The following is a 21,443-nucleotide window of genomic DNA, read 5'->3' on the forward strand; positions in this document are numbered from 1 at the left end:
GCTGTGCGATCTAAAATAAAAAATTGCGTACACGAAATAGGCCGATCCGCTATCTTTCCAAGCGAACGGCCTTATTCTGTTGCATATAAATACCATATTGTAATACGCATGGTTGATACTTTCTTGTCAACCTTCCCTCTTTCGTGCTACAATAAGATATACTGTACCGCTATGTACAACAGAACCGCAATTATGTGACGAGAAGGCCCATTCGCTCGATTTGACGCGCGTGTGTGCCGCCGCTTTCCACGGTGTAAATGCGCGTGGTGGAGATACTGGTGTGACCCAGCAGATCGGCCAACCGGGACAGATCCTTTTCCACCGCGTAATAGGTGCGCGCGAAAAGATGACGCAGATTATGCGGAAACACCTTGCCCGGCTGCACGCCCGCGGATTCGCACAACGCTTTCATATCGCGCCAAATGTTCGATCGGTCGAGAGGTTTTCCACACCTTGTGCAAAACACCGCGCCCGACCCGATGCCCCGTCCCTTTGCAAAACGAAGAAGCATGCGGCGCAGCTTTTCCGGCAAAAACACCGTGCGGCGCTTGCCCTTGCAGTTCACTTCGGCCCGGCCCGATCTTGCCGCTTCCAGCGTGATAAATTGCAGTTCGGATACGCGGATGCCGGTCGCGCAAATGGTTTGCAGCAGCAGCGCCAAGCGCTCGTTACCCCGCTGGCCCGCCGCTTGTACCAAGCGAACATACTCGTCGCGCGTCAATTCCTTTTCCACGCGGCAGAACAGATCCCGCTGCATCCGCAGCGGCTTTACCCGCAGTTCGCCCCTTCCACTATAGCTTAAATAGCTGTTTACCGCCGCCAGCATGGCATTTACGCTGGCAGCCGCATAGTTTTCCTGCAAGTTTTCCTTCCAGCTAATCAGCGCCGCCTTTGTAAGCGATTCACCATTTAAAAATACCATAAGCGCACGCAAATCGTGCAGATATTTTTCGATGGTTTGTTCCGCCCGCTCTTGTTCCCGCAGGAACGCTTTAAATTGCGTCAAATCCCATGCCGTCAGGGTGGTCTGCTGCTGTTTGTTCCGCATACCGTTCTCCTCCTTCGTATCCCGTTATTATGTCTGGAACGCAAACGTAATATGCTTATTTATAGCCTATTTTCGCCAATAAAAAAAGTGCCGCAACATATTTGCAGCACTATTTTAATATTTAAAGTGAAAAGCGGACATTCCTTGTCCCATTATCTATGGTATTCTTAAAACATAGACCGGTTATTTCTACTATGGAGGCGTCTGATATGGCTTTTGATTTTAAGAAAGCGTACAAGGAATTTTATATGCCGAAAAACAAGCCCGAGGTTGTCGACGTTCCCGCCGCAAACTATATAGCAGTCCGCGGAAAAGGGGACCCGAATGAGGAAAACGGCGCTTACCAGCGGGCCATCGGTATTTTGTACGCGGTCGCTTATACGCTGAAGATGAGCTATAAAGGCTCGCGCAAGATCGAGGGCTTTTATGAATACGTCGTTCCGCCGCTGGAGGGCTTTTGGTGGCAAGAGGGGATTACCGGCGTAGACTATGCCGACAAAAGCGCCTTTTGCTGGATCTCCGTGATCCGCCTGCCCGATTTTATTTCCCGGGATGATTTTGATTGGGCCGTGGAGGAAGCTTCCAAAAAGAAAAAATTAGACTGTTCCGCCGCGGAATTATTGACCGTGCGCGAGGGACTGTGCGTACAGATCATGCATTTCGGCCCCTACGACGACGAGCCCGCCACCGTCGCCCTGATGGACGACTATTTGCGGCAAAACGGTTACGAAAATGATTTTACTTCCACCCGGCTGCACCACGAAATCTACCTTTCCGACGCGCGCCGTGTCGATCCTGCGAAATGGAAAACCGTTATCAGACACCCTGTGAAAATTAGGAATTAGTAGTTAGTAATTATGGAGTCCGGCAAGGCCGGATATTTTATATTCGCGCTTCGCGCGAAACCTTCATTCCTAATTCCTAATTCCTAATTAATTAAAGCGGTTTCGACCGGATCTTGGCAAAACGGCGCGGATAGGCGGCCGGCGTGGGCGCGATCTTTTCCATGCGGACGACCGCGCGTTCGGCTTCGCTGAAGGGAGGGCGCAACCGGATGATTTCGGGCGGCGCGCTGCCGAGCACCTTAGCGGCGTTAAGGGCGTTTTCGGTCTCCTGCTCACAGTCCGCAGCCTTCATCGCGAGAAACACGCCGCCCATGCGCAGCAGCGGAAGCGCCAGCTCACAGAGCTGGTTCAGCTCCGCCACCGCGCGCGAGGTGACAAAATCAAAGCTTTCACGGTTTTCCGCCGCGAATTCCTCCGCCCGCGCGTGTACCGCGCGGGCATTTTTTATGCCCAGCGCCGCTAGCGTTTCATTTAAAAAATCCACTCGCTTGCGCTGCGCGTCCAGCAGCGTGAATTCCGCCCCGGTCAGCACCGCGAGCGGCACGCCCGGAAAGCCCGCGCCCGTGCCCAGATCGAGCACCCTCGCCCCCTGCGGCAGCATGGGCGCAAGCACCGCGCAATCTAAAAAGTGGCGGGTGACGATCTCGTTCGGCTCGGTGATCGCGGTCAAATTCATATGAAGGTTGGCCTCGCGCAGTCTTTCGGAAAAGGACAATAAATTATCCACAGCCTGTGGAGGATAATCCGGCGCACACCGCTCAAGACCTTCGATCAGCAGTTCCCTTTCGTTCACGGCTTTCCTCCATTCCGTTTTGCGTCAATATAGATCATTAGCGCGGTAATATCCGCGGGGGAAACGCCGGAAATACGCGCCGCCTGCCCAAAGTTCAAGGGTTTTACCGCGTCCAGCTTTTGCCGCGCCTCTAAACGAAGGGTATCGATGCAGCTATAATCCAGATCGGGCGGCAGCTCGCGCGACTGTAAGCGGCGGTATTGTTCAACATCGCGGTATTGCCGCTCGATATAGCCCGCGTATTTCACCCGGATATCCACCTGCTCCCGCACAACGGCGGGCAGCGCGGGCCGCTCGGGGTCAAAAGGCGCGAGCAGCTCATAGCTCAATTCCGGGCGGCGCAGCAAATCGATCAGGCGGCAGCCCGCTTTCAGCGGCGTGCTGCCCTGTCCGGCCAAAAAGCCGTTTAGCCGCTCACTGGGCGCGACCGGCACACTGGACACACGGTCGATCTCCTGCTGCACACGGGCATACTTTTCCCGCACGCGCTCGCCGCGCGCGGACGGATTTAAACCGATACGCACGCCGATTGGCACCAAACGCTCATCCGCGTTGTCTTGGCGCAGCAGCAGGCGGTATTCCGAACGCGAAGTCATCATGCGGTAGGGCTCGTTCGCGCCGCAGGTGACCAGATCGTCGATCAGCGTACCGATGTAGCCGTCCGCGCGGTCGAGGACAAGCGGCTTTTCGCCCTTGATCCCCAGCGCCGCGTTCACACCCGCGACGAGTCCCTGCGCGGCGGCCTCTTCATAGCCGGAGGAACCGCAGAATTGGCCCGCGCCGTAAAGGCCGGTTATTTTTTTGTTTCCAGCGTTGGACGCAACTCCAACGGATCGACGCAGTCGTATTCGATCGCATAAGCCGGTCGCATAATCTCGGCCTGCGAAAGGCCCTTTACTGTGCGCAGCATGTTGCGCTGCACATCGAACGGCATGGAAGAGGAAAAGCCCTGCACGTAAATTTCCTCGGTATCCAGCCCCATGGGCTCCAAAAACAGCTGATGGCGCGGCTTGTCCGCGAAACGTACCACCTTATCCTCAATGGAGGGACAATACCGCGGGCCGATGCCCTCGATCATCCCGCCGTAAAGCGGCGAGCGATCCAGATTTTGCCGAATGACTTCGTGCGTTTCATCCGTCGTATAGGTCAGGTGGCACACGGCCTGATTGGGCGGCGGGCTCTCTGTTTCAAACGAAAAGGGAATGATCTCCTCTTCGCCGCGCTGCTCTTCCAGCCCGGTAAAATCGATAGAACGGCGGTGAATACGGGGCGGCGTGCCGGTTTTGAAGCGCTGTAAACGCAAACCGAGCGACCGGAGCGATTCGGTCAGCTTGGTCGCGGCAAACATGCCGTCCGGCCCGCCTTCTCGCATGAATTCACCGATGATGATGCGGCCGCCGAGAAACGTGCCCGAGCACACAATCGCCGCCTTCACCGAATGGCGCGCGCCGACCGCGGTGACCACGGCGGATACCGCCCCGTTTTCCTGCTCGATGGACACGATCTCATCCTGCATCAGATAAAGACCCTGCTGCTGTTCCAGCGCGTGCTTCATATACGATCTGTATTTAACCCGGTCGGCCTGCGCGCGCAGCGAATGCACGGCAGGGCCCTTGCCCCGGTTCAGCATGCGGTATTGGATGCAGGCGGCGTCCGCCGCGCGCGCCATTTCACCGCCCAGCGCATCGATCTCGCGCACCAAATGCCCCTTTGCCGTGCCGCCGATCGCCGGATTACAGGGCATGTTGCCCACCGCGTCCAGATTGATCGTAAAGCACGCTGTCTTGCAGCCGAGCCGGGCGCACGCCAGCGCGGCTTCAATCCCTGCGTGTCCGGCGCCGATCACGGCGACGTCGAATGTCTCTGCTTCAAAAACCGTCATGTGCAGCCCTCTCTTTCTATTGAAATAATCAGGGAAAACCGATCGAATAAACGGTTTTCTCCTGCTTTTTCTTTCCGATTGCCTGTTGATAACTCTGTGTAAACTTTGGATAACTCACTTTTTTTGCAAATTTTTTCAGTCCAAATAGTAATAAACTTGATGTTATATTACTATTTGTATAAAAATATCACATACCGTAAAACTTTATACACAGCAAGCTGTGTTTTTCATTCATGTTCCATAAAAAGGCCGCTGCCGGAAAGCAGCGGCCTTTTCTCATCGGATAAACCGGCCTTTATTTGCCGACACAAAAATCGCTGAAAATGCGGGATACGACGGCTTCCGTCACCGTTTCACCGGTGATTTCGCCAAGGGCGGCGACCGCGCCCTCCGCATCCATGACGACGGCGTCCGGCGTCATACCGGACTGCGCCGCGTAAAGAGCTGCCTCGCACCGTTCGGCGGCGCGGGCCAAGGCGGCGGCCTGCCGGGCGTTGGTAATCAGCGCGCCGTCAAGCGCGCCGTCCCCAAGGCCCACAAGACGCGGAATAAGGCTCAATAGTTCCTCAAATCCCTCGCCGGTTTTGGCGGAAAGGGAAATGATATGTTCAAAATAAGGCGTGAGTTTCGCGTCGTCGCACGCATGCGGCAGATCGCTTTTGTTTAAAATGGCCACCGCTCGGTGTCCCGCCGTACGGGCAAGCACCAGCATATCCTCCTCGCCAAGGGGGTAGAGCCGTCAAACACCGCAAGGATCAGGGACGAAGCGTTTGCCTCGGCCATCGCGCGGTCAATACCGGCCTGCTCGATCGGATCGTTCGTATCGCGCAAGCCGGCGGTATCGGTCACACGCAGCAAAAGCTGGCCAACCTTGACATTTTCCTCAATCAGGTCGCGCGTCGTACCCGGGATAGGGGTGACGATCGCGCGCTCCCGTCCGAGCAGGGCGTTCAAAAGCGTGCTTTTTCCCGCGTTCGGGCGGCCGAGTATGACACAGGGCACGCCTTCGCGCAAAATACGGCCGCGTTCATAGCTTTCAGCCATACGGTACAGGCGGCTGGTCACACGGTGCAGCAGCGCGGCTGCTTCGTCAAACAGCAGGGGATCAATCTCTTCATCCGGAAAATCGACCACCGCATGGAAATGCGCGATCATGCCGATCAGCTCCTCGCGCATTTCATGCACGGGGGAGCCGACCGCGCCCATCACCTGCGCCGCGGCATTTTGCGCGGCTTCCGCCGTGCGGGCCGTGATCAAATCGTGCACAGCCTCCGCGCCGGATAGATCCATTTTACCGTTCAAAAAAGCGCGGCGGGTAAATTCCCCTGCTTCCGCCTGACGCACCCCCTGCTGAAACAGCGCTTCAAGCGCGAGACGCAGCACCGCGGTCGAGCCGTGGCACTGTAATTCCGCCATCGGCTCGCCGGTATAGGTGTGGGGCATGTGCATCGCCACCGCGTAGCAGCAGTCGATCACCGCGCCCTTCTGGTCGCGCAGAACGCCGTAGACAAGCTTTTGTGCGGGCGCATCCGTCAGCGGCGCGCCGTTTTTTGCTTCAAAAACAGCGCTTACCGCTTCTATCGCCCGTTCGCCCGATACCCGGATCAGTCCGATCGGTCCGCCGGCCGAAGAAATGGCGGCAATGGTATCGTTCATGTTTGCCCTCCCAGCCCGATCAATGGTGGGAGCGGTAACCGTTTTCGGGCGCGATCACAACGCGGCGGCCAGGTTCGGTGCCGGTCGAATAGGTCGTCACGCCGTTAAAATCCTGCAAAGCGGCATGGATAATGCGGCGCTCATAGGGGTTCATCGGTTCCAGCGTCATCGAACGGTGGGATTTTACCACCTTCATGGCCATTTTGCGGGCCAGCCGCTCCAGACTCTCACTGCGTTTCTCACGATAATTTTCGGTATCCACCGACAGGCGGACATGCTCTTCAAGCGCGTTGTTCAGCACCAGAGAGCCGAGATACTGGATCGCGTCCAGCGTATCGCCGCGTCGGCCAATGACCGGGCCCATATCCGGGCCGGCGATATTCAGGCGCAGCTGATCCGCTTCCACCTGAGGCAGTACGGTGATCTCATTTTCGATGCCCATCTTATGGAGAAGGCCGCCTACAAAATTGATCGCAAGCTCCTCTGCCTGCTTCATAGCGGCTTCGGATACCGGAATAATTTCGCGCTCCTTGGGTACGGAGGGCGTGATGGGTCGTTCGATCCGCTCGCGGCGCGGGCGGCTGCCCTCGCGGCGGGGACGGTCGGTACGGGCGGGGCGGTCGGTACGCTCCGTGCGCTCACGGCGCGGGGGACGCTCGCCGTCCAGCTTCTGGGGGACAAAATCCTTGGGCGCGGGCTTTACCAGACGGGGCGTGGTATCTTCCGTTGTGATGGAGAGCTTTTCCGTCGGCGCCGGTCTTGGCGCGGGCTTTTGCACCGGCTTTTCCGCCTTTTTCTCCACAGGAGCGGGAGCGGATTTCTGCACGGGTTCATCCGGCCCTTCATAGGAGACACGCACGCGCGCGGGCGTCGCGCCTATCCCTAAAAAGCCTCGTTTGCCGTTATCGAGCACTTCGACGGATACGTCGTCCCGGTCCATACCGAGCTGGCGCAGCGCGTTTTCAATCGCGGCGTCGCGGTTTTCACCGGTGGCTTCCAAAACTTTCAGCATTTTATTTCTCCCCCTTCTTTTTCTTTGCGTTCTGTTCCGCGTTCAATTCACGCTGTTTTTCTTTCTTTTGCTGTTTTTCGCGCTCTAATTCCGCGGCGGCTTCACTTTCCTTCAGCTGCTGCTTTTTGCGGAAATGGCGGGTCAGGATGATTTCCTGCAAGCAGGTCAGCACGTTGTTCAGAATCCAGTAGATACCGATCGTGCCGGGCAGGATGAAGCCGAAGTAAACGCTCATCAGCGGCATCATCATCATCATGGCCTTCATCGAGCCGTTCTGCTGAACGGCGGTGTTGTTGCCCTGCATCTTCTGCATGATAAAGCTGGACAGGAAAGCTGTCGCGCCCGACAGGATCGGGATGAGCCACATGATGCCGAAGTGCTTAATCGAGGGGATTTCGGCCAGATTAAGGCCTAGGAAGGTGAAATTGATCGGCACCAGCGTACCGCTTGTCCCTTCGACGATCTTCATGATATCCGCCGGGAAATTGCCGTTGGCGTCGATCAACTGGCTGAGCTTGTCGATGATCGTGATCTGGCCGTAGTAGCCGGCGGTCGCCGTGTCGATGCCGACCTTGACGGCGAGCGCGTCGATCACATCCTGACCAAAGCCGAGCATGAACTTCATCGGCTGCTGCACGGCGTAGTACAGACCCATCATGATGGGCAGCTGGATAAACTGCGGCAGGCAGCCCGTCATCGGGTTTACGCCGTGCTTATCGTACAGCTTCTGCACTTCTTCGTTCATTTTAACGCGGTTGTTTGCGTATTTCTTCTGGATCGCCTGCATTTCGGCGTTCATCGCCGTCATAGACATCATGTTCTTTTTGCTTTTAACGCCAAGCGGGATCAGGATCAATTTGATCAGCAGTGCAAACAGCATGACCGCAAGGCCATACGAATGCACCGCGTTGAAGATCGCCATCAGTACGATACCGAAAGGCCGTACGATAACGAGTCCGAATATATCGCCCATATGTTCCTCCAAAAAGTTTTCGGTCAAAAAATCCTATGACCGTTTTCTCGCGCGCAGCGCGCATTAAATGTTAAATGGGAGCTTTGCTTCCATTTAACAAAAAACCGGGAGCATGTATCTCGGTTTTTTAACAAACCGGCGTAGAAGTGTGCCCAAAGGGCGCGCGCCGAAGCCGGAATTTTAAATCGAAACTGTAGTTTCGATTTAATTATGGGACCGGGTCATACGGCTCGTGGTGACTGAACGGGTGACAGCGCATCAGCCGTTTGAACGCGAGCCATCCTCCCTTGAGTGCGCCGTATTTTTCGATCGCTTCGACAGCGTACTGCGAGCAGGTCGGAATATAACGGCAGCAGGGGGATTTTAAAGGCGAGAGATACCGGCGGTAAAAACGAATGGCCGCCAGCATCGCGCGCTTCATGATTTTGTCGCGGCGCTGTTTTGCCCAAGCGTCCGCAGCAGCGATTTTTCAATTTCGTGGTAAGTGGCGCCGACCGCGCGGCTGCGCGCGACGAGCACCAGATCAAATCCCACGCCAAACCGGTCTTCGTTCAGGCGGTATGCCTCTCGAAACAGGCGCTTTACGCGGTTTCTTCCCACCGCGCCGGCAAGCTTAACGCTTACCGTAAGCCCCAGCCGGTTATAGCCGAGATTGTTTTTGCGGCTGTACAGCACGAGATACCGGTCAGCCGTTTGATTCCCCCGGTGATAAAGCCGGCGGAACTCATAATTTTGTTTTAGTGAAACCGTGTGTTTCATAATGTTACTCCCCGTTTTTCCGGTGCCCCCAAAAAAACGAAATCGCTTTGCATCTAGTCGATCTGCAAAGATAGCCGGGTCTTTTTCTGCTCCGCGGCGGCCCGGCCCAAAACCTTTTTTACCGCGCCCTATAAACGGGAAAAAACGGGCCCGCATTTTTCAAAACGGGCCCGTTCTTTGAGGTTTCAAATTAGTGGGTCAAACGTGCGCGACCCTTGGCGCGGCGGCGGGCCAGAACCTTGCGGCCGTTCGACGTGCGCATACGCTTGCGAAAGCCGTGCTCCTTGGAACGCTGACGCTTCTTGGGCTGGTATGTTCTCTTCATTTCGTGCACCTCCTGTTTTTCAAATTTACGGATGGGCACCGGCATAAGTCCGGTACAAATGCGGGCGCATGCCGCTGCCTTTCCGTATACGTTGATACAATGATTATTATCTTATAAAAAGCTCAAAATGTCAAGGTTTTTTTCTTTTTTCAACATCTTGGGGCCTATCTGAATTCAACCACCATTTCTTGCGTTTTATATGCCGTCCGATTGCCCTCCCACCTTGTTCCATACCGGTATTTTTCATTGAAACACGTCATATTTTGTGCTAAAATAGATTTATCTATTTGAAAACGGAATTTAGGAGGCATTTCATGGCCAATAACATATTGGAAATGGCGCTCACATTGCTTGAGCGCGATTTTCCTCCCTCCAGCCTTTCCGCTTGGTTCGACGACGTCACCGTCGTTTCCTTTGCGGAGGGCCATTTAATTCTGCACTCACCCGTGCAGTTTAAACAGGAATTTATCGAACAGAAATTTACCGAGCCGTTGCAAAACGCCATGCAGGAGCTGACGGGCGATCCGGTATCCGTACAGATTGTCACGGGCGAATACAGCGCCCCTTCGGCCACCGCCTCTCCCTATGACGATTACACGTTCGAGCGCTTCATCGTCGGTTCCAGCAATAAATTCGCGCACGCCGCCGCGATCGCGGTATCCAAAAGCCCGGCTGAAATCTACAATCCGCTGTTTATCTACGGCCAATCCGGTCTTGGCAAAACGCACCTGATGTATGCGATTGCGGGCGCGATCCGTATCAGCCATCCGAATTACCGCATCATCTACGTCAAGGGCGAGGATTTCACCAATGAAGTCATCACCGCCATCCAACAGGGCAACATGCAGAATTTCCGCGCCAAGTACCGCATGGCCGATCTGCTCCTGATCGACGATATCCAGTTTATCGCGGGCAAGGAACGCACGCAGGAAGAATTTTTCCATACCTTCAACGCCCTGTACGAAGCCCAGCGCCAGATCGTGCTGACGAGCGACCGTCCCCCGAAGGAGATCAACACGCTGGAGGACCGCCTCAAGACCCGTTTTGAATGGGGCCTGATCGCGGACATTCAGCCGCCCGATTTTGAGACCCGCGTCGCTATCATCCGCGCCAAGGCTGAAAAAATGACCATTGCCCTGCCGGACGAGGTATCCACCTATATCGCGCAGAACATTCAGGCCAACATCCGCCAGCTCGAAGGCGCGGTGAAAAAGATCAAGGCCATGAAGGAGCTTATGGGAGAGACCATCGACGTGGAGCTTGCCCAGCGCGCGATCGAAGCGGTCAAAACCGAAAACCCGGGTCTCAACCCGACGCCCGAACGCATCATGGAAGCGGTCGCGAACTATTTCTACATCCCGGTCGGCCAGCTGCTCTCGCACAACCGCTCCAAGGACGTGGCCTATTCCAGACAGATGGCCATGTACCTGATTCGTCAGGAACTGGAATATTCCTTCCCCGATATCGCCAAAATATTCAACCGCGACCATACCACCGTCATGCACGCGTGCAACAAAATCGATGTGGAACGCCGCCAGTCCGGCGAGACCGAGGAAGTCATCAAAAAGCTGCATAACAACATCCGGGGCGAGTGAAAATTTATCCACAATCCCCCTGTGTATTCCACAGCGGCTCCGCTGTGGACAAACTTTTGCCGGAAATACGCTGTGGAAATGATCCAAACCATGCACAAACTTTTCGCCATGCCATTTCCCCAGTAAAATCGACGGCAAAAATACTTATCCACATGATACACAGCCCTACTACTACGATAAATACCTATCTATTTCTTTTTACTCAAAAAGCGCAGAAAGAGGAGAAACCATGAAATTTTCCTGTGAAAAAGAAACGCTGCTCGGTTTGCTCGGCACCGCATCCCGCGCAGTAACCGGAAAAAGCGCCATGCCGCTGCTTGAAGGATTGCTGATCGAAGCGGAAAATGGCGAGCTCACCATTACCGGCTACGACCTTTCCATGGGCATACGAACCACGGCGGAAGCCGATATTGTGGAACCCGGCCGCATTGTACTGAATGCAAGACTGTTTTTCGATATCGTCCGCAAGCTGCCGACCGACGCGGTCTATCTCGAAACCGACGACAAGCTGCTCACCACAATCAAGTGCGGCCGTTCGGTATTCAACCTGATCGCGACCGAAGCGGACGAATACCCCGCGTTGGCCGAAGTTTCAAACGACACCGGCTTTACCCTGCCGCAGGCGATCCTCAAGAGCATGATCGCGCAAACGATCTTTTCCGTTTCCGATAACGAATCCAAACCGATCCACACCGGCTGCCTGTTTGAACTCGAACCCGGCCAACTAAACGTGGTCGCCGTGGACGGCTATCGGCTCTCCGTGCGGCGCGAGCGCATCGATAGTATTTCCGGGGCCATGAAATTCGTGGTGCCGGGCGCCTCGCTGCGCGAGATCGAACGCATTTTGACCGAGGAGGACGGCACGGTCGACATTTTCCCCGATCGCAAGAACATTTTGTTCCGCATTGGCTCCACCACGCTGATTACCCGCCTGATCGACGGCGAATTTCTCAATTACCGCGCGGCCATCCCCGCGGAATTTGAGCATAACGTGACCGTGGACCGGCACGAGCTGATCACCTGTATCGAACGCGTTTCTCTGATCGTTTCCGAAAAGCTGAAAAACCCTGTCCGCTTCCACTTTGACGGCAGCTTTGTGCAGCTTTCCTGCATCACCGCGATTGGCAAGAGCTATGACGAATGCGCAATAGACGGCGAGGTAAGCGATCTGGAGATCGGTTTCAATAACCGCTACATGCTCGAAGCGCTGCGCGCAGCGGGCGAGGATACCGTGCGCCTGTCGCTCAAAGGCTCGCTCAATCCGGTGGTTGTGACGCCGCTGGAAGGCGACGCTTACACCTATCTGGTCCTTCCGGTGAGGCTGAAAGCCAATGATTGAACTGGAGATCCGTGAAGAGTATATTAAGCTCGATTCGTTTCTAAAGCTGGCAAACCTTGTTTCCTCCGGCGGCGAAGCAAAGATCCGCATCGCCGAAGGCGAGGTGCTGGTCAACGGAACACCCTGCCTACAGCGCGGGAAAAAGCTGCGTCCGGGCGATACGGTATGCATGGACGGTCAGGAAGCCCGTGTGAAAGAGAAAATATGAAGCTGATTACGCTGAATTTGCAAAATTTTCGCAATTATACCGAAGAAAAGTTTGTTTTCGATCCGTCGGTCAATCTGATTTGCGGCGAAAACGGACAGGGAAAGACCAACCTTCTCGAAGCGGTGGCCGCCCTTTCCACGATGCGCCTGTTCCGTACGGCGCAAAAGCGGGAAGGGCTGCGCTTTGACGCGGATTTCGCCAAAATATTGGCCGAAGTAGAGGCGCAGCACCGTGATTTTTCGCTCGATCTGCGCTTTTCCCGCGTAAAACCGATGGAGATCTACAAAAACGGCGTGCGTCAAAAGCGGCAGTCCGATGTGCAAGGACTTTTTAAAACTGTTTTATTCTGCCCGGAGGATCTTTCTTTGGTACGGCAGGGCGCGGCGGCGCGGCGGCGTTTTTTAGATACCGCGCTTTGCCAGCTTCGGCCTAATTACGCGCGCTGTCTGGAAGAATACCACCGCCTGCACGAACATAAAATACGTATTCTGCGGGATAGCGAGCAAAATCCCTCCCTCCTCTCACTGTGGGAGGATTTTTCGCTTCGTATGGCCAAATTCGGCGCGCATATCATCCGTTACCGCGCCTATTATTGCAAGAAATTGCTCGCCGCTTCGGCCGAGCTGCACCGGGCGATTGCGCCGCAGGAGGAGCTATCCGGTGAATATCAGACCGTTAAGACCGTGACCGATCCGTTTGCCACGGCCTCTGTCATCGAGCAGCAGCTGATCGAGCATGTGTTATCCCATAAAACGGCGGAAATCAAGGCGAGAAGCTGTCTTTCCGGACCCCATAAGGACGATCTGGTCATGCTTCTGAACGGCCGCAGCGCGTCGGCTTACGGCTCGCAGGGGCAGGTGCGTACCTGCACGCTGTCGCTCAAGCTGGCCGAGCGTGAATTATTCAACGGAGAGGACGGGGAATACCCGGTTTTGCTGCTGGACGACGTGCTTTCCGAGCTGGACCGTCGCCGGCAGGACTTTGTTTTGAACCATATTTCCGGCGGTCAGGTGCTGATCACCTGCTGTGAGGACGGAATATCTGAAAAACTGCACGCCGGCGCAGTATTTCCCATAGAAAACGGCAAAATTATTTAAGTTTATCCCAGTTTTTTATACACAAGCTGGGGAAAAAGTGGTATAATAAGATTAATTAGAAATTAGGAGTTAGGAATTAGGAGCTGAAGGAAACGCACGGGAGCGCATTTTTAAATTGCCGCTCAGCGGCATACATTATTTTAACTCCTACTTCCTAACTTCTAACTCCTAATTAAAAAATCGGAGATTTTTTAATGTATTTGCATTTGGGTCAGGATTATGTAGTGCCGCTCCGGCAGGTTACCTGTGTGTTCGATATGGACACCGCGACCGCGTCAAAATGGACGCAGAAGCTGGTACGCCGCCTGCAGGAAGAAGGGCGCATCATCGAGCTGTACGAGGATCTGCCCCGTGCGGCCGTTTTGTGTGTGGGAGAGCTTGGCGAGTATCTGTACCTGACCGAGCTTTCTTCGCGCGCCCTGCAACGAAGAGTAGAAAAAAGATTTGCGATCTAACGGATCCCCGCGCCTGCCCCCAGTAGTTTTGCCACCGAAAGGATTTTTATGAGTATGAGTGAAGAAATCAAAGACGAGATGCTTGATCTAACCGTGACCGAAGCATACGACGAAAACCAAATTCAGGTGCTCGAAGGCCTGGAAGCCGTGCGTAAGCGCCCCGGTATGTACATCGGTTCTACCTCGGCGAGAGGTTTGCATCATCTGGTGTACGAGATCGTAGACAACTCGATCGATGAAGCGCTCGCGGGCTATTGTACGCATATCGAAGTAACGATCGAAAAGGGAGATATCATCCGCGTGCAGGATAATGGCCGCGGTATTCCCTGCGGCATCCATCCGCAGATGGGCATTCCCACGCTGGAGGTCGTTTTGACCGTACTGCATGCGGGCGGCAAGTTCGACGGCTCTGGCTACAAGGTATCGGGCGGCTTGCACGGCGTCGGTTCGTCTGTTGTGAACGCGCTGTCCGATTGGATGGAAGCCGAAGTGCGCGACGGCAAGGAAAAGCACTTTATGCGCTTTGAACGCGGCGTTACCGCGAAAAAGATGGAATCCGTGCCCTGCGAAAGCGAAACCGGCACCACCATCCGCTTCCATGCCGATCCTGAAATTTTTGAAACCACCGATTATGATTACGATACGCTGGAAAAGCGGCTGCGCGAGCAGGCGTTTTTAAACGCGGGCATCCGCATCACGCTGCGCGACGAGCGCGACGACGACGTGGTGGAGGACCTGATGCATTACGAGGGCGGTATCCGCCAATTCGTTCAGCATTTGAACCGCACCAAGACCCCGCTGCACGAAGAAGTCATCTATATGGAGGGCAGCCGCGAGGGCTCGATGGCCGAGGTGGCCATGCAATATACGGACAGCTACAGCGAACTGATGCTTTCCTTTGCCAATAACATCAACACGACCGAGGGCGGCACCCATGAGACCGGCTTTAAATCCGCCTTGACCCGTGTGCTGAACGATTATGGCCGTAAATACAGCGTTCTGAAGGAAGGCGAGAGCTTTAAGGGCGAGGACGCCCGCGAAGGGTTGACCGCCATCATCTCGGTCAAGCTGCAAGAAGCACAGTTCGAGGGCCAGACCAAGACCAAGCTGGGCAACAGCGATATGCGCACCTTGGTGGAAACCATGGTGGGCGATAAGCTGATGACCTTTTTTGAGGAAAACCCCGCGGTAGCGCGCACGATCATCGAAAAAGCGCAAACCGCCGCCCGCGCCCGTGAAGCCGCCAAAAAGGCCCGCGAAATGACGCGCCGGAAATCCGCGTTGGATTCCGCTTCTCTGCCCGGCAAGCTGGCCGACTGTATTGAAAAGGACCCCGCCTATACGGAAATCTACATCGTGGAGGGCGATTCCGCGGGCGGCTCGGCCAAGGAAGGGCGCGACCGGCGCTATCAGGCCATTCTGCCGCTCTGGGGCAAGATGCTGAACGTGGAAAAAGCCCGTTTGGACCGCGTATACGGCAACGATAAGCTAACGCCGATGATCACCGCCTTTGGCGCGGGCTTTGGCGACGATTTCGACCCCGCGAGACTGCGCTACGGCAAGATCATCCTCATGGCCGATGCCGACGTGGACGGCAGCCATATCCGCACGCTTCTTTTGACCTTCTTCTTCCGCTTTATGCGTCCGCTGATCGAAAAGGGACACGTATATATCGCCCAGCCGCCGCTTTTCAAGAATGAAAAGGGCAAGGATGTGCGCTATATCTACGATGAGGACCAGCAGCGCGCCTGTATCGAAGAGATGGGCGACGGCGTGCGCGTACAGCGCTACAAAGGTTTGGGCGAGATGGACCCCCAGCAGCTTTGGGAAACCACGATGGACCCCACAAACCGCATTTTGAAGCAGGTGACCATGGACGACGCGGCCGCCGCGGACGAAACCTTTGCCCTGCTGATGGGCGAAAAGGTAGAACCGCGCCGCGAATTCATTGAGAAAAACGCCAAGTATGTTATGAATTTGGATGTTTGATATCCGGTTTGTCTGTTATATGGGGTTTCTATATAAGTACAGCCAACTTTTTGGAGGCATAGAATGAGTCAAGAATACGAAGAACAGAAAATCATACAGGTCGATCTGGAACGGGAGATGAAAAAGTCCTATATCGATTACGCAATGAGCGTAATCGTGGGACGCGCCCTGCCCGATGTACGCGATGGCCTAAAGCCCGTCCATCGCCGTATCCTGTATGCAATGTATGAGGACGGGCTGACCTCGGACAAGCCGTACCGCAAGTCGGCAACGACCGTCGGTAACGTGCTTGGCCGTTACCATCCGCACGGCGACGCTTCGGTATACGACGCGCTTGTGCGTATGGCGCAGCCTTTTTCCCTGCACTATCCGCTGATTGACGGCCACGGTAACTTTGGTTCGGTTGACGGCGATCCCCCGGCGGCTTACCGTTATACCGAAGCCCGCATGGCCAGAGTAGCAAATTATATGCTGGCGGATATCAAGAAGGATACGGTCGATTTTGGGCCGAACTTCGATGAAGAGCGCAAGGAACCGCTTGTTCTGCCTTCCCGCTATCCCAATCTGTTGGTCAACGGTTCTTCCGGTATCGCGGTCGGTATGGCGACCAATATCCCGCCGCATAACATGACCGAAGTGATCGACGGCGTTTGCTACGTGATCGATCACCCGGAAGCCGAGCTGGACGAAATTTGTCAGTTCATTAAGGGCCCGGATTTCCCGACCGGCGGCATTATCATGGGCCGCAGCGGCATCCGCGCGGCCTATGCGACCGGCCGCGGCAAGATCAAGCTGCGCGCCAAGGCGGAAATAGAAGAACTGGCGAACGGAAAAAGCCAGATTATCATTACCGAGATTCCGTATATGGTCAACAAGGCCCGTTTGGTGGAATCCATGGCGCAGCTGGTCAAGGACAAGCGCGTGGACGGCATCACCAATATTCAGGACCATTCCTCGCGCGAGGGCATGCGGATTGTCGTCGACGTGCGGCGCGACGCAAACGCGCAGGTCATTTTGAACCAGCTGTACAGCTATACCCAGCTGCAGGATACCATTTCGATGATCCATATCGCGCTGGTGCCGAGCGCGGCGCACCCGGATAAGCCGCAGCCGCGCGTGCTCACCCTGCGCCAGATCATCGACCATTATATCGAGTTTCAGAAAAACGTGGTCGCCCGCCGCACCCGGTTCGACCTGAAAAAGGCGAAGGACCGCGCGCACATTTTGGAAGGTCTGAAGGTCGCGACCGATAATATCGATCGCATCATCCAGATCATCCGCGCTTCCAAAAACGAAGCGGAAGCCAAGCAGAATTTGATGAACGAGCCGTTCTGGATCGATCAGATCGCGCTGCTCGGCATTGTGGACGGCTCCGATCACTTTGAATTCCATATGGACGAATTACAGGCGCAGGCCATCGTCGATATGCGTTTGGGCCGTTTGTCCGGTCTGGAACAGCAGAAGATCGATGAGGAATACTCTGATCTGGAAGGAAAAATCGCGGGATTTGAGGAAGTTTTGTCGTCTGACTATAACATGTTGCAGGTCGTCAAGGAAGAACTGCAAGAGGTAAAGCAGAGATACGGCGACGAGCGCCACACGCGTATTGAAAATGTAGCGGATGAGATCGATATCGAAGATTTGATCGAGGAGCAGGATTGCGCGTATACGCTAACGCATTTCGGCTATATCAAGCGCCAGCCCACCATGGTTTACCGTTCGCAGAAGCGCGGCGGCCGCGGCGTATCGGCAATGAGCACGCGCGAGGAAGACTTTGCGCGCAATATCTTCATCGGCTCCACCCACGATACTATTTTGTTCTTCTCTGATCGCGGCAAGGTCTACAAGCTCAAGGGCTATCAGATCCCGGAGACCGGCCGTTCGGCCAAGGGCATGAATATCGTCAACCTGCTTGAATTGGAGAACGACGAGAAGATCACCGCCATGTTCCCGATCAAGGAATTTGTCGATGATAAATTCCTGTTCTTCGTCACCAGACGCGGCACGGTCAAGCGTATCGTATTGAGCGATCTGCAAAATATCCGCCGCGCCGGCCTGCGTGCGCTCAATCTGAACGAGGACGACGCGCTTGTCGACGTTCGTTTGACCGATGGCAATCAAAATATCCTGATCGCCACCCATCAGGGCCGCGCGATCTGCTTTGATGAAAACGAAGTGCGCGCCATGGGCCGTGTGGCCACAGGCGTGCGCGGCATTCGCCTATCGGATGAGGACTATGTCATCGGCGCGGGCCGCGCCCGTCCCGGCGCGCAGGTGCTGAGCATTACCGAAAACGGCTTTGGTAAGCGCACCCCGGTGGAGGAATACACCGTGCACCACCGTGGCGGCGGCGGCATCACGCTGCATAACCTGACGGAAAAGACCGGTCTTGTCGCGGGCCTGTCCATTGTGGATGAGGATAACGACGTGATGATCATCACGAACGACGGCGTTATCATCCGCACACCGGTAGGGGAGATCCGCCAGTGCGGCCGCGGCAGCCAAGGCGTTATCGTCATGCGCACCGGCGACGATGTAAAGGTTATTTCGATTGCCCGCACCGATCACGAGGAGGAAGAGCCCGAGATCGAGGAAGGCGCGGAAACCGTTTCAGAAGAAGCCGAAGAGACAACGGAAGAATAATCGAAAGGCTCACCGCGGAGTTATCCGCGGTGAGCCTTCAGCTTGTCTAAAGAACTCCCTCGCGCCACAGCGCGCATAAAATAGAATTTTGCCGCTTGCAGCAAAATTCATAAAAACCGGGAGCATGTATCTCGGTTTTTATACAAACCGACTTCAAGTGTGCCTGTAAGGCGCGCGCAGAAGCCGGAATTCTCGATCGAAATGGGGCTTTGTTTCGATCGACAGACTGTCAAAACTTGTTTTTTGACAGTCTGAAGGCTCATCGCGGAGTTATCCGCGGTGAGCCTTTTTTATGATTCGTCTGTGAAGGTGAAGATTTCTTCCACACGAAGCCCAAATACCTTTGCGATATCCATCGCCAGCTTGAGGGAAGGATTATACTGTCCCTTTTCCAGCCGTCCTATGGTCTCGCGGCGCACGCCGACCAGTTCGGCCAGCTGGGCCTGATCCATGCTGTGAGCGGCGCGCAGTTCCTTTATTTTTGTTTGCAGCATAATCAGCGCCCAAAACGTTCATAAAGCAGAAAAATACCGTCGTGCAGCAGGTTCAAAACGGCAAATAGCAAAATGATTTCGCTGCGCGAGAGTGAAATAGCCTGAATATCCAGCCGACTGCTTAGCAGCACAAAAATGGCGAATACAAGGAAAAAGCCATCGTACAGCATGGAATTTGCCTTATAATTGTTTTGCGCCGCGCGTTCATCCGGTTTTTCCACCTTGGAGCCGAGCGTGGTGTAAATAATGGCTACCACGGTCGCAAGAAGAATCACGGTAATGACAATCTTCAATGGGACCGGCAACCCTCTGACCGGAAAAAACAGGGCCATGGATTGAAAAAAGACAACGATAGCCCAAGAAATAACGCTGATCAGCTTGGCGCGCGTCAAAGAAAGCATTGGCAATGTCATAGAAATCAACCTTTCAGATGTGATGTATTTGTATCTTTGTGAGATAAATATATCACATACAGGAGAGGATGTCAAGATTTTTATGAATTTGCTTCACCCCGCCGTTTTGCGGCTTTTACCACTCTAATTCTTTTTCTCTTTTGCTTCTTGAAACCGCGCGCAAGATGGCGTATTTGGTTTGCGGTCCTTTAATCGTGGATGGACGCAGTGTCCGCAAAAAATCTCTTTATAATTTTTCCTCGATTTAATATAGTGTTGGCGAAAATATTTGCAGTCCTTACAGATGCTATCCATAATTTATACCTCCTCATTCACCTACATTATAGTCTAAATTTTTAATTTTTGTTGAAAATACACTTAATCGGATGTAAAAAAGCTTTTAGCATTTTTTTCTTCACCCAATTATGCTATAATAAGAAAAAAACATTTGGGAGATACTATGAAAAACGTGACGATCTATACGGACGGCGCTTGTTCGGGCAACCCGGGACCGGGCGGCTGGGGCGCGGTTATGCAATACGGAAAATTTGAAAAAGAGCTGTCCGGTTCCGAACCCATGACCACCAATAACCGCATGGAGCTGCTCGGCGTGATCACCGCGCTGGAGGCGCTATCCGAGCCGTGCATCGTCGATCTTTATTCGGACAGCAAATATGTGGTGGACGGCATTACCAAGGGCTGGGCCAAAAGCTGGCGCGCCAAAGGGTGGGTTAAGGGAGATAAAAAACCCGCGAAAAATCCGGAGCTGTGGGGAAGGCTTCTTGATTTATTGGACAAACATCAGGTAAAGTTCCATTGGGTCAAGGGTCATGCGGACAATCCCTATAATAACCGCTGTGACGAATTGGCCGTGGGGGAGTACCAAAAATACAAATAAGGGGGCGGACGATACGGAACAGAAAGGCCTGCGCCGTGTAAGAACCGGCACGCTAATCTTTTATTATGTGTTCACGATCTGCGCGGGCATTTTTGCCTTAAAACGCGATGCCGCGATCTATAATATTCTTTTGGTGGCGGCCGCGTTTTTGCTGCCCGCCGTACCGCTGTTGCTGTATCGTGTGTTCCATTTGCGCCCGGTCTATTTGCTGGAAATTATTTTTGATTTGTTCGTTCTGGCGGCCGTATCCTTTGCCAGTTTGTTCGGCGGCTATGAGCTGATCCCGATTTGGGATAAAATCCTGCACTTTTTATCCGGTTTCTTATTCGCAGTATTGGGCACGGTCGTTTATTTTTCCATGAAACCCGGACACCGGCGCGAAAAGGCGGACGCCTTTAACGCTGCCCTTTATACTTGGATGTTTTCCATGATGAGCGCGGTGCTTTGGGAGATATGGGAATATATCGTTTCCTTCACCGGTCCGGATCCACAGCAGGTTGCAACGACCGGCGTCGGCGATACGATGCAGGATATCATCGTTTGCACGATCGGCGGGCTGATCACCGGTATTTCTTGCTGGAAGTATCTGCGGCACATGGGTGAGCAACGTCATGTCGGCCTGATGATGCGTCTGTTTGAATCTTATTATCAACAGAATGTGGATAACTTATAAAAAAGGAAAGCCCGCCTAATCGGCGGGCTTTCCTTGAGGATGTCGAAAAATGAGTTTTTCGACATCCTTCGATCGAAACAAAGCCCCATTTCGATCGAGAATTCCGGCTCTGACGCGCGCCCTTTGGGCACACTTCGCCGCCGGTTTGTTCAGCCCATAGGCCTCTATCCATTTTCCGCCGCCGTGCGGCGATTAAATGAGAGCAAACCGAGTTACATGCTCCCGGTTTTTGGTCAAATTGAAGCAAAGCTTCAATTTTCAATTAGTGCTTTAGCGGTGGCGTATTTGCAGAGCAAATACGGTAAGAACCGCCCGCAATGCGGGTGGGATTCAAGTTTAAACAAAAAAGGACTTCCAAACTGATAAA

General features: G+C 54.3%; 22 protein-coding genes and 1 pseudogene. 11 read left to right on the forward strand and 12 right to left on the reverse strand.

What is annotated here, in order from left to right; genetic code table 11:
• Positions 1–190 precede the first annotated feature (190 nt).
• A complete protein-coding gene (locus tag RWV98_RS18855) occupies positions 191–1,048 on the reverse strand; it encodes a tyrosine-type recombinase/integrase (RefSeq protein WP_317862814.1) in 858 nt (285 codons plus the stop codon).
• A gap of 209 nt (positions 1,049–1,257) precedes the next feature.
• Between RWV98_RS18855 and RWV98_RS18860 the strand changes: the two genes are divergently transcribed.
• Positions 1,258–1,893, forward strand: a complete 636-nt coding sequence (locus tag RWV98_RS18860; RefSeq protein ID WP_317862815.1) for a GyrI-like domain-containing protein — start codon at positions 1,258–1,260, stop codon at positions 1,891–1,893.
• 91 nt (positions 1,894–1,984) lie between these two features.
• Here the strand turns inward: RWV98_RS18860 and rsmG are convergent, their stop codons facing one another.
• The 9 genes and pseudogenes from rsmG to rpmH form a co-directional block, all read right to left on the reverse strand.
• Positions 1,985–2,686 (reverse strand): 16S rRNA (guanine(527)-N(7))-methyltransferase RsmG, encoded by a 702-nt coding sequence (gene rsmG / locus RWV98_RS18865; protein WP_317862817.1) that lies wholly within the window; start codon positions 2,684–2,686, stop codon positions 1,985–1,987.
• Positions 2,683–4,568, reverse strand: a pseudogene (gene mnmG / locus RWV98_RS18870) (tRNA uridine-5-carboxymethylaminomethyl(34) synthesis enzyme MnmG). Before mnmG ends, rsmG begins: the two are co-directional and overlap by 4 nt.
• Before the next feature lie 295 nt (positions 4,569–4,863).
• Entirely contained in the window at positions 4,864–5,274 is a 411-nt protein-coding gene (locus RWV98_RS18875) for a hypothetical protein (protein WP_317862819.1), read from the reverse strand.
• Positions 5,232–6,224 carry a tRNA uridine-5-carboxymethylaminomethyl(34) synthesis GTPase MnmE gene (gene mnmE / locus RWV98_RS18880; protein ID WP_317862821.1) on the reverse strand — a complete coding sequence of 331 codons (993 nt, stop codon included), beginning with the start codon at positions 6,222–6,224 and terminating at the stop codon, positions 5,232–5,234. Before mnmE ends, RWV98_RS18875 begins: the two co-directional genes overlap by 43 nt.
• A gap of 19 nt (positions 6,225–6,243) precedes the next feature.
• Positions 6,244–7,236 carry an RNA-binding cell elongation regulator Jag/EloR gene (gene jag / locus RWV98_RS18885; RefSeq protein WP_317862823.1) on the reverse strand — a complete coding sequence of 331 codons (993 nt, stop codon included), beginning with the start codon at positions 7,234–7,236 and terminating at the stop codon, positions 6,244–6,246.
• A 1-nt stretch (position 7,237) separates the two neighbouring features.
• The gene (yidC, locus tag RWV98_RS18890) at positions 7,238–8,209 is read right to left on the reverse strand and encodes a membrane protein insertase YidC (RefSeq protein ID WP_280961738.1); all 972 of its coding nucleotides are present in this window, start codon (positions 8,207–8,209) and stop codon (positions 7,238–7,240) included.
• A gap of 208 nt (positions 8,210–8,417) precedes the next feature.
• Positions 8,418–8,630: a membrane protein insertion efficiency factor YidD gene (gene yidD, locus RWV98_RS18895; RefSeq protein WP_280961739.1), complete on the reverse strand. Its 213-nt coding sequence runs from the start codon at positions 8,628–8,630 to the stop codon at positions 8,418–8,420.
• Positions 8,627–8,968 (reverse strand): ribonuclease P protein component, encoded by a 342-nt coding sequence (rnpA, locus tag RWV98_RS18900; protein ID WP_317862826.1) that lies wholly within the window; start codon positions 8,966–8,968, stop codon positions 8,627–8,629. Before rnpA ends, yidD begins: the two co-directional genes overlap by 4 nt.
• A 190-nt stretch (positions 8,969–9,158) precedes the next feature.
• Positions 9,159–9,293: a 50S ribosomal protein L34 gene (gene rpmH / locus RWV98_RS18905; RefSeq protein ID WP_125116087.1), complete on the reverse strand. Its 135-nt coding sequence runs from the start codon at positions 9,291–9,293 to the stop codon at positions 9,159–9,161.
• Between the two features lie 314 nt (positions 9,294–9,607).
• On the opposite strand from rpmH, the gene dnaA reads away from it, so the two are divergent.
• The 7 genes from dnaA to gyrA all read left to right on the forward strand — a co-directional run bounded on the left by dnaA (position 9,608) and on the right by gyrA (position 18,619).
• On the forward strand, positions 9,608–10,888 hold the full coding sequence (gene dnaA / locus RWV98_RS18910) for a chromosomal replication initiator protein DnaA (RefSeq protein ID WP_280961741.1): 1,281 nt from the start codon (positions 9,608–9,610) through the stop codon (positions 10,886–10,888).
• A 229-nt stretch (positions 10,889–11,117) separates the two neighbouring features.
• A complete protein-coding gene (gene dnaN, locus RWV98_RS18915) occupies positions 11,118–12,227 on the forward strand; it encodes a DNA polymerase III subunit beta (RefSeq protein WP_280961742.1) in 1,110 nt (369 codons plus the stop codon).
• Positions 12,220–12,435: an RNA-binding S4 domain-containing protein gene (locus RWV98_RS18920; protein ID WP_280961743.1), complete on the forward strand. Its 216-nt coding sequence runs from the start codon at positions 12,220–12,222 to the stop codon at positions 12,433–12,435. The genes dnaN and RWV98_RS18920 overlap by 8 nt, the downstream gene beginning before the upstream one ends.
• Positions 12,432–13,532: a DNA replication/repair protein RecF gene (gene recF / locus RWV98_RS18925; protein ID WP_317862830.1), complete on the forward strand. Its 1,101-nt coding sequence runs from the start codon at positions 12,432–12,434 to the stop codon at positions 13,530–13,532. The genes RWV98_RS18920 and recF overlap by 4 nt, the downstream gene beginning before the upstream one ends.
• Before the next feature lie 194 nt (positions 13,533–13,726).
• A complete protein-coding gene (gene remB, locus RWV98_RS18930) occupies positions 13,727–13,987 on the forward strand; it encodes an extracellular matrix regulator RemB (RefSeq protein WP_317862831.1) in 261 nt (86 codons plus the stop codon).
• A 54-nt stretch (positions 13,988–14,041) separates the two neighbouring features.
• A complete protein-coding gene (gyrB, locus tag RWV98_RS18935; protein WP_280961746.1) occupies positions 14,042–15,976 on the forward strand; it encodes a DNA topoisomerase (ATP-hydrolyzing) subunit B in 1,935 nt (644 codons plus the stop codon).
• A 63-nt stretch (positions 15,977–16,039) separates the two neighbouring features.
• Entirely contained in the window at positions 16,040–18,619 is a 2,580-nt protein-coding gene (gyrA, locus tag RWV98_RS18940) for a DNA gyrase subunit A (protein WP_317862832.1), read from the forward strand.
• Between the two features lie 290 nt (positions 18,620–18,909).
• Here the strand turns inward: gyrA and RWV98_RS18945 are convergent, their stop codons facing one another.
• Both RWV98_RS18945 and RWV98_RS18950 read right to left on the reverse strand, forming a co-directional pair.
• Positions 18,910–19,113 carry a helix-turn-helix transcriptional regulator gene (locus tag RWV98_RS18945; protein ID WP_280961749.1) on the reverse strand — a complete coding sequence of 68 codons (204 nt, stop codon included), beginning with the start codon at positions 19,111–19,113 and terminating at the stop codon, positions 18,910–18,912.
• Between the two features lie 2 nt (positions 19,114–19,115).
• On the reverse strand, positions 19,116–19,526 hold the full coding sequence (locus tag RWV98_RS18950) for a hypothetical protein (protein WP_317862833.1): 411 nt from the start codon (positions 19,524–19,526) through the stop codon (positions 19,116–19,118).
• A gap of 439 nt (positions 19,527–19,965) precedes the next feature.
• Here RWV98_RS18950 and rnhA point away from each other — a divergent pair, with 439 nt between their 5' ends.
• From rnhA to RWV98_RS18965, 3 genes are read left to right on the forward strand one after another with little or no spacing between them, the layout of a single operon-like run.
• Entirely contained in the window at positions 19,966–20,403 is a 438-nt protein-coding gene (gene rnhA / locus RWV98_RS18955) for a ribonuclease HI (RefSeq protein WP_280961751.1), read from the forward strand.
• Positions 20,363–21,076, forward strand: coding sequence for a hypothetical protein (locus RWV98_RS18960; protein ID WP_280961752.1), 714 nt, complete (start codon positions 20,363–20,365; stop codon positions 21,074–21,076). The genes rnhA and RWV98_RS18960 overlap by 41 nt, the downstream gene beginning before the upstream one ends.
• 33 nt (positions 21,077–21,109) lie before the next feature.
• A complete protein-coding gene (locus RWV98_RS18965; protein ID WP_317862834.1) occupies positions 21,110–21,439 on the forward strand; it encodes a hypothetical protein in 330 nt (109 codons plus the stop codon).
• The last annotated feature ends 4 nt before the right edge of the window (positions 21,440–21,443 follow it).

Origin of the sequence: Agathobaculum sp. NTUH-O15-33, assembly GCF_033193315.1 — a bacterium.
Classification (GTDB): domain Bacteria; phylum Bacillota; class Clostridia; order Oscillospirales; family Butyricicoccaceae; genus Agathobaculum; species Agathobaculum faecihominis_A.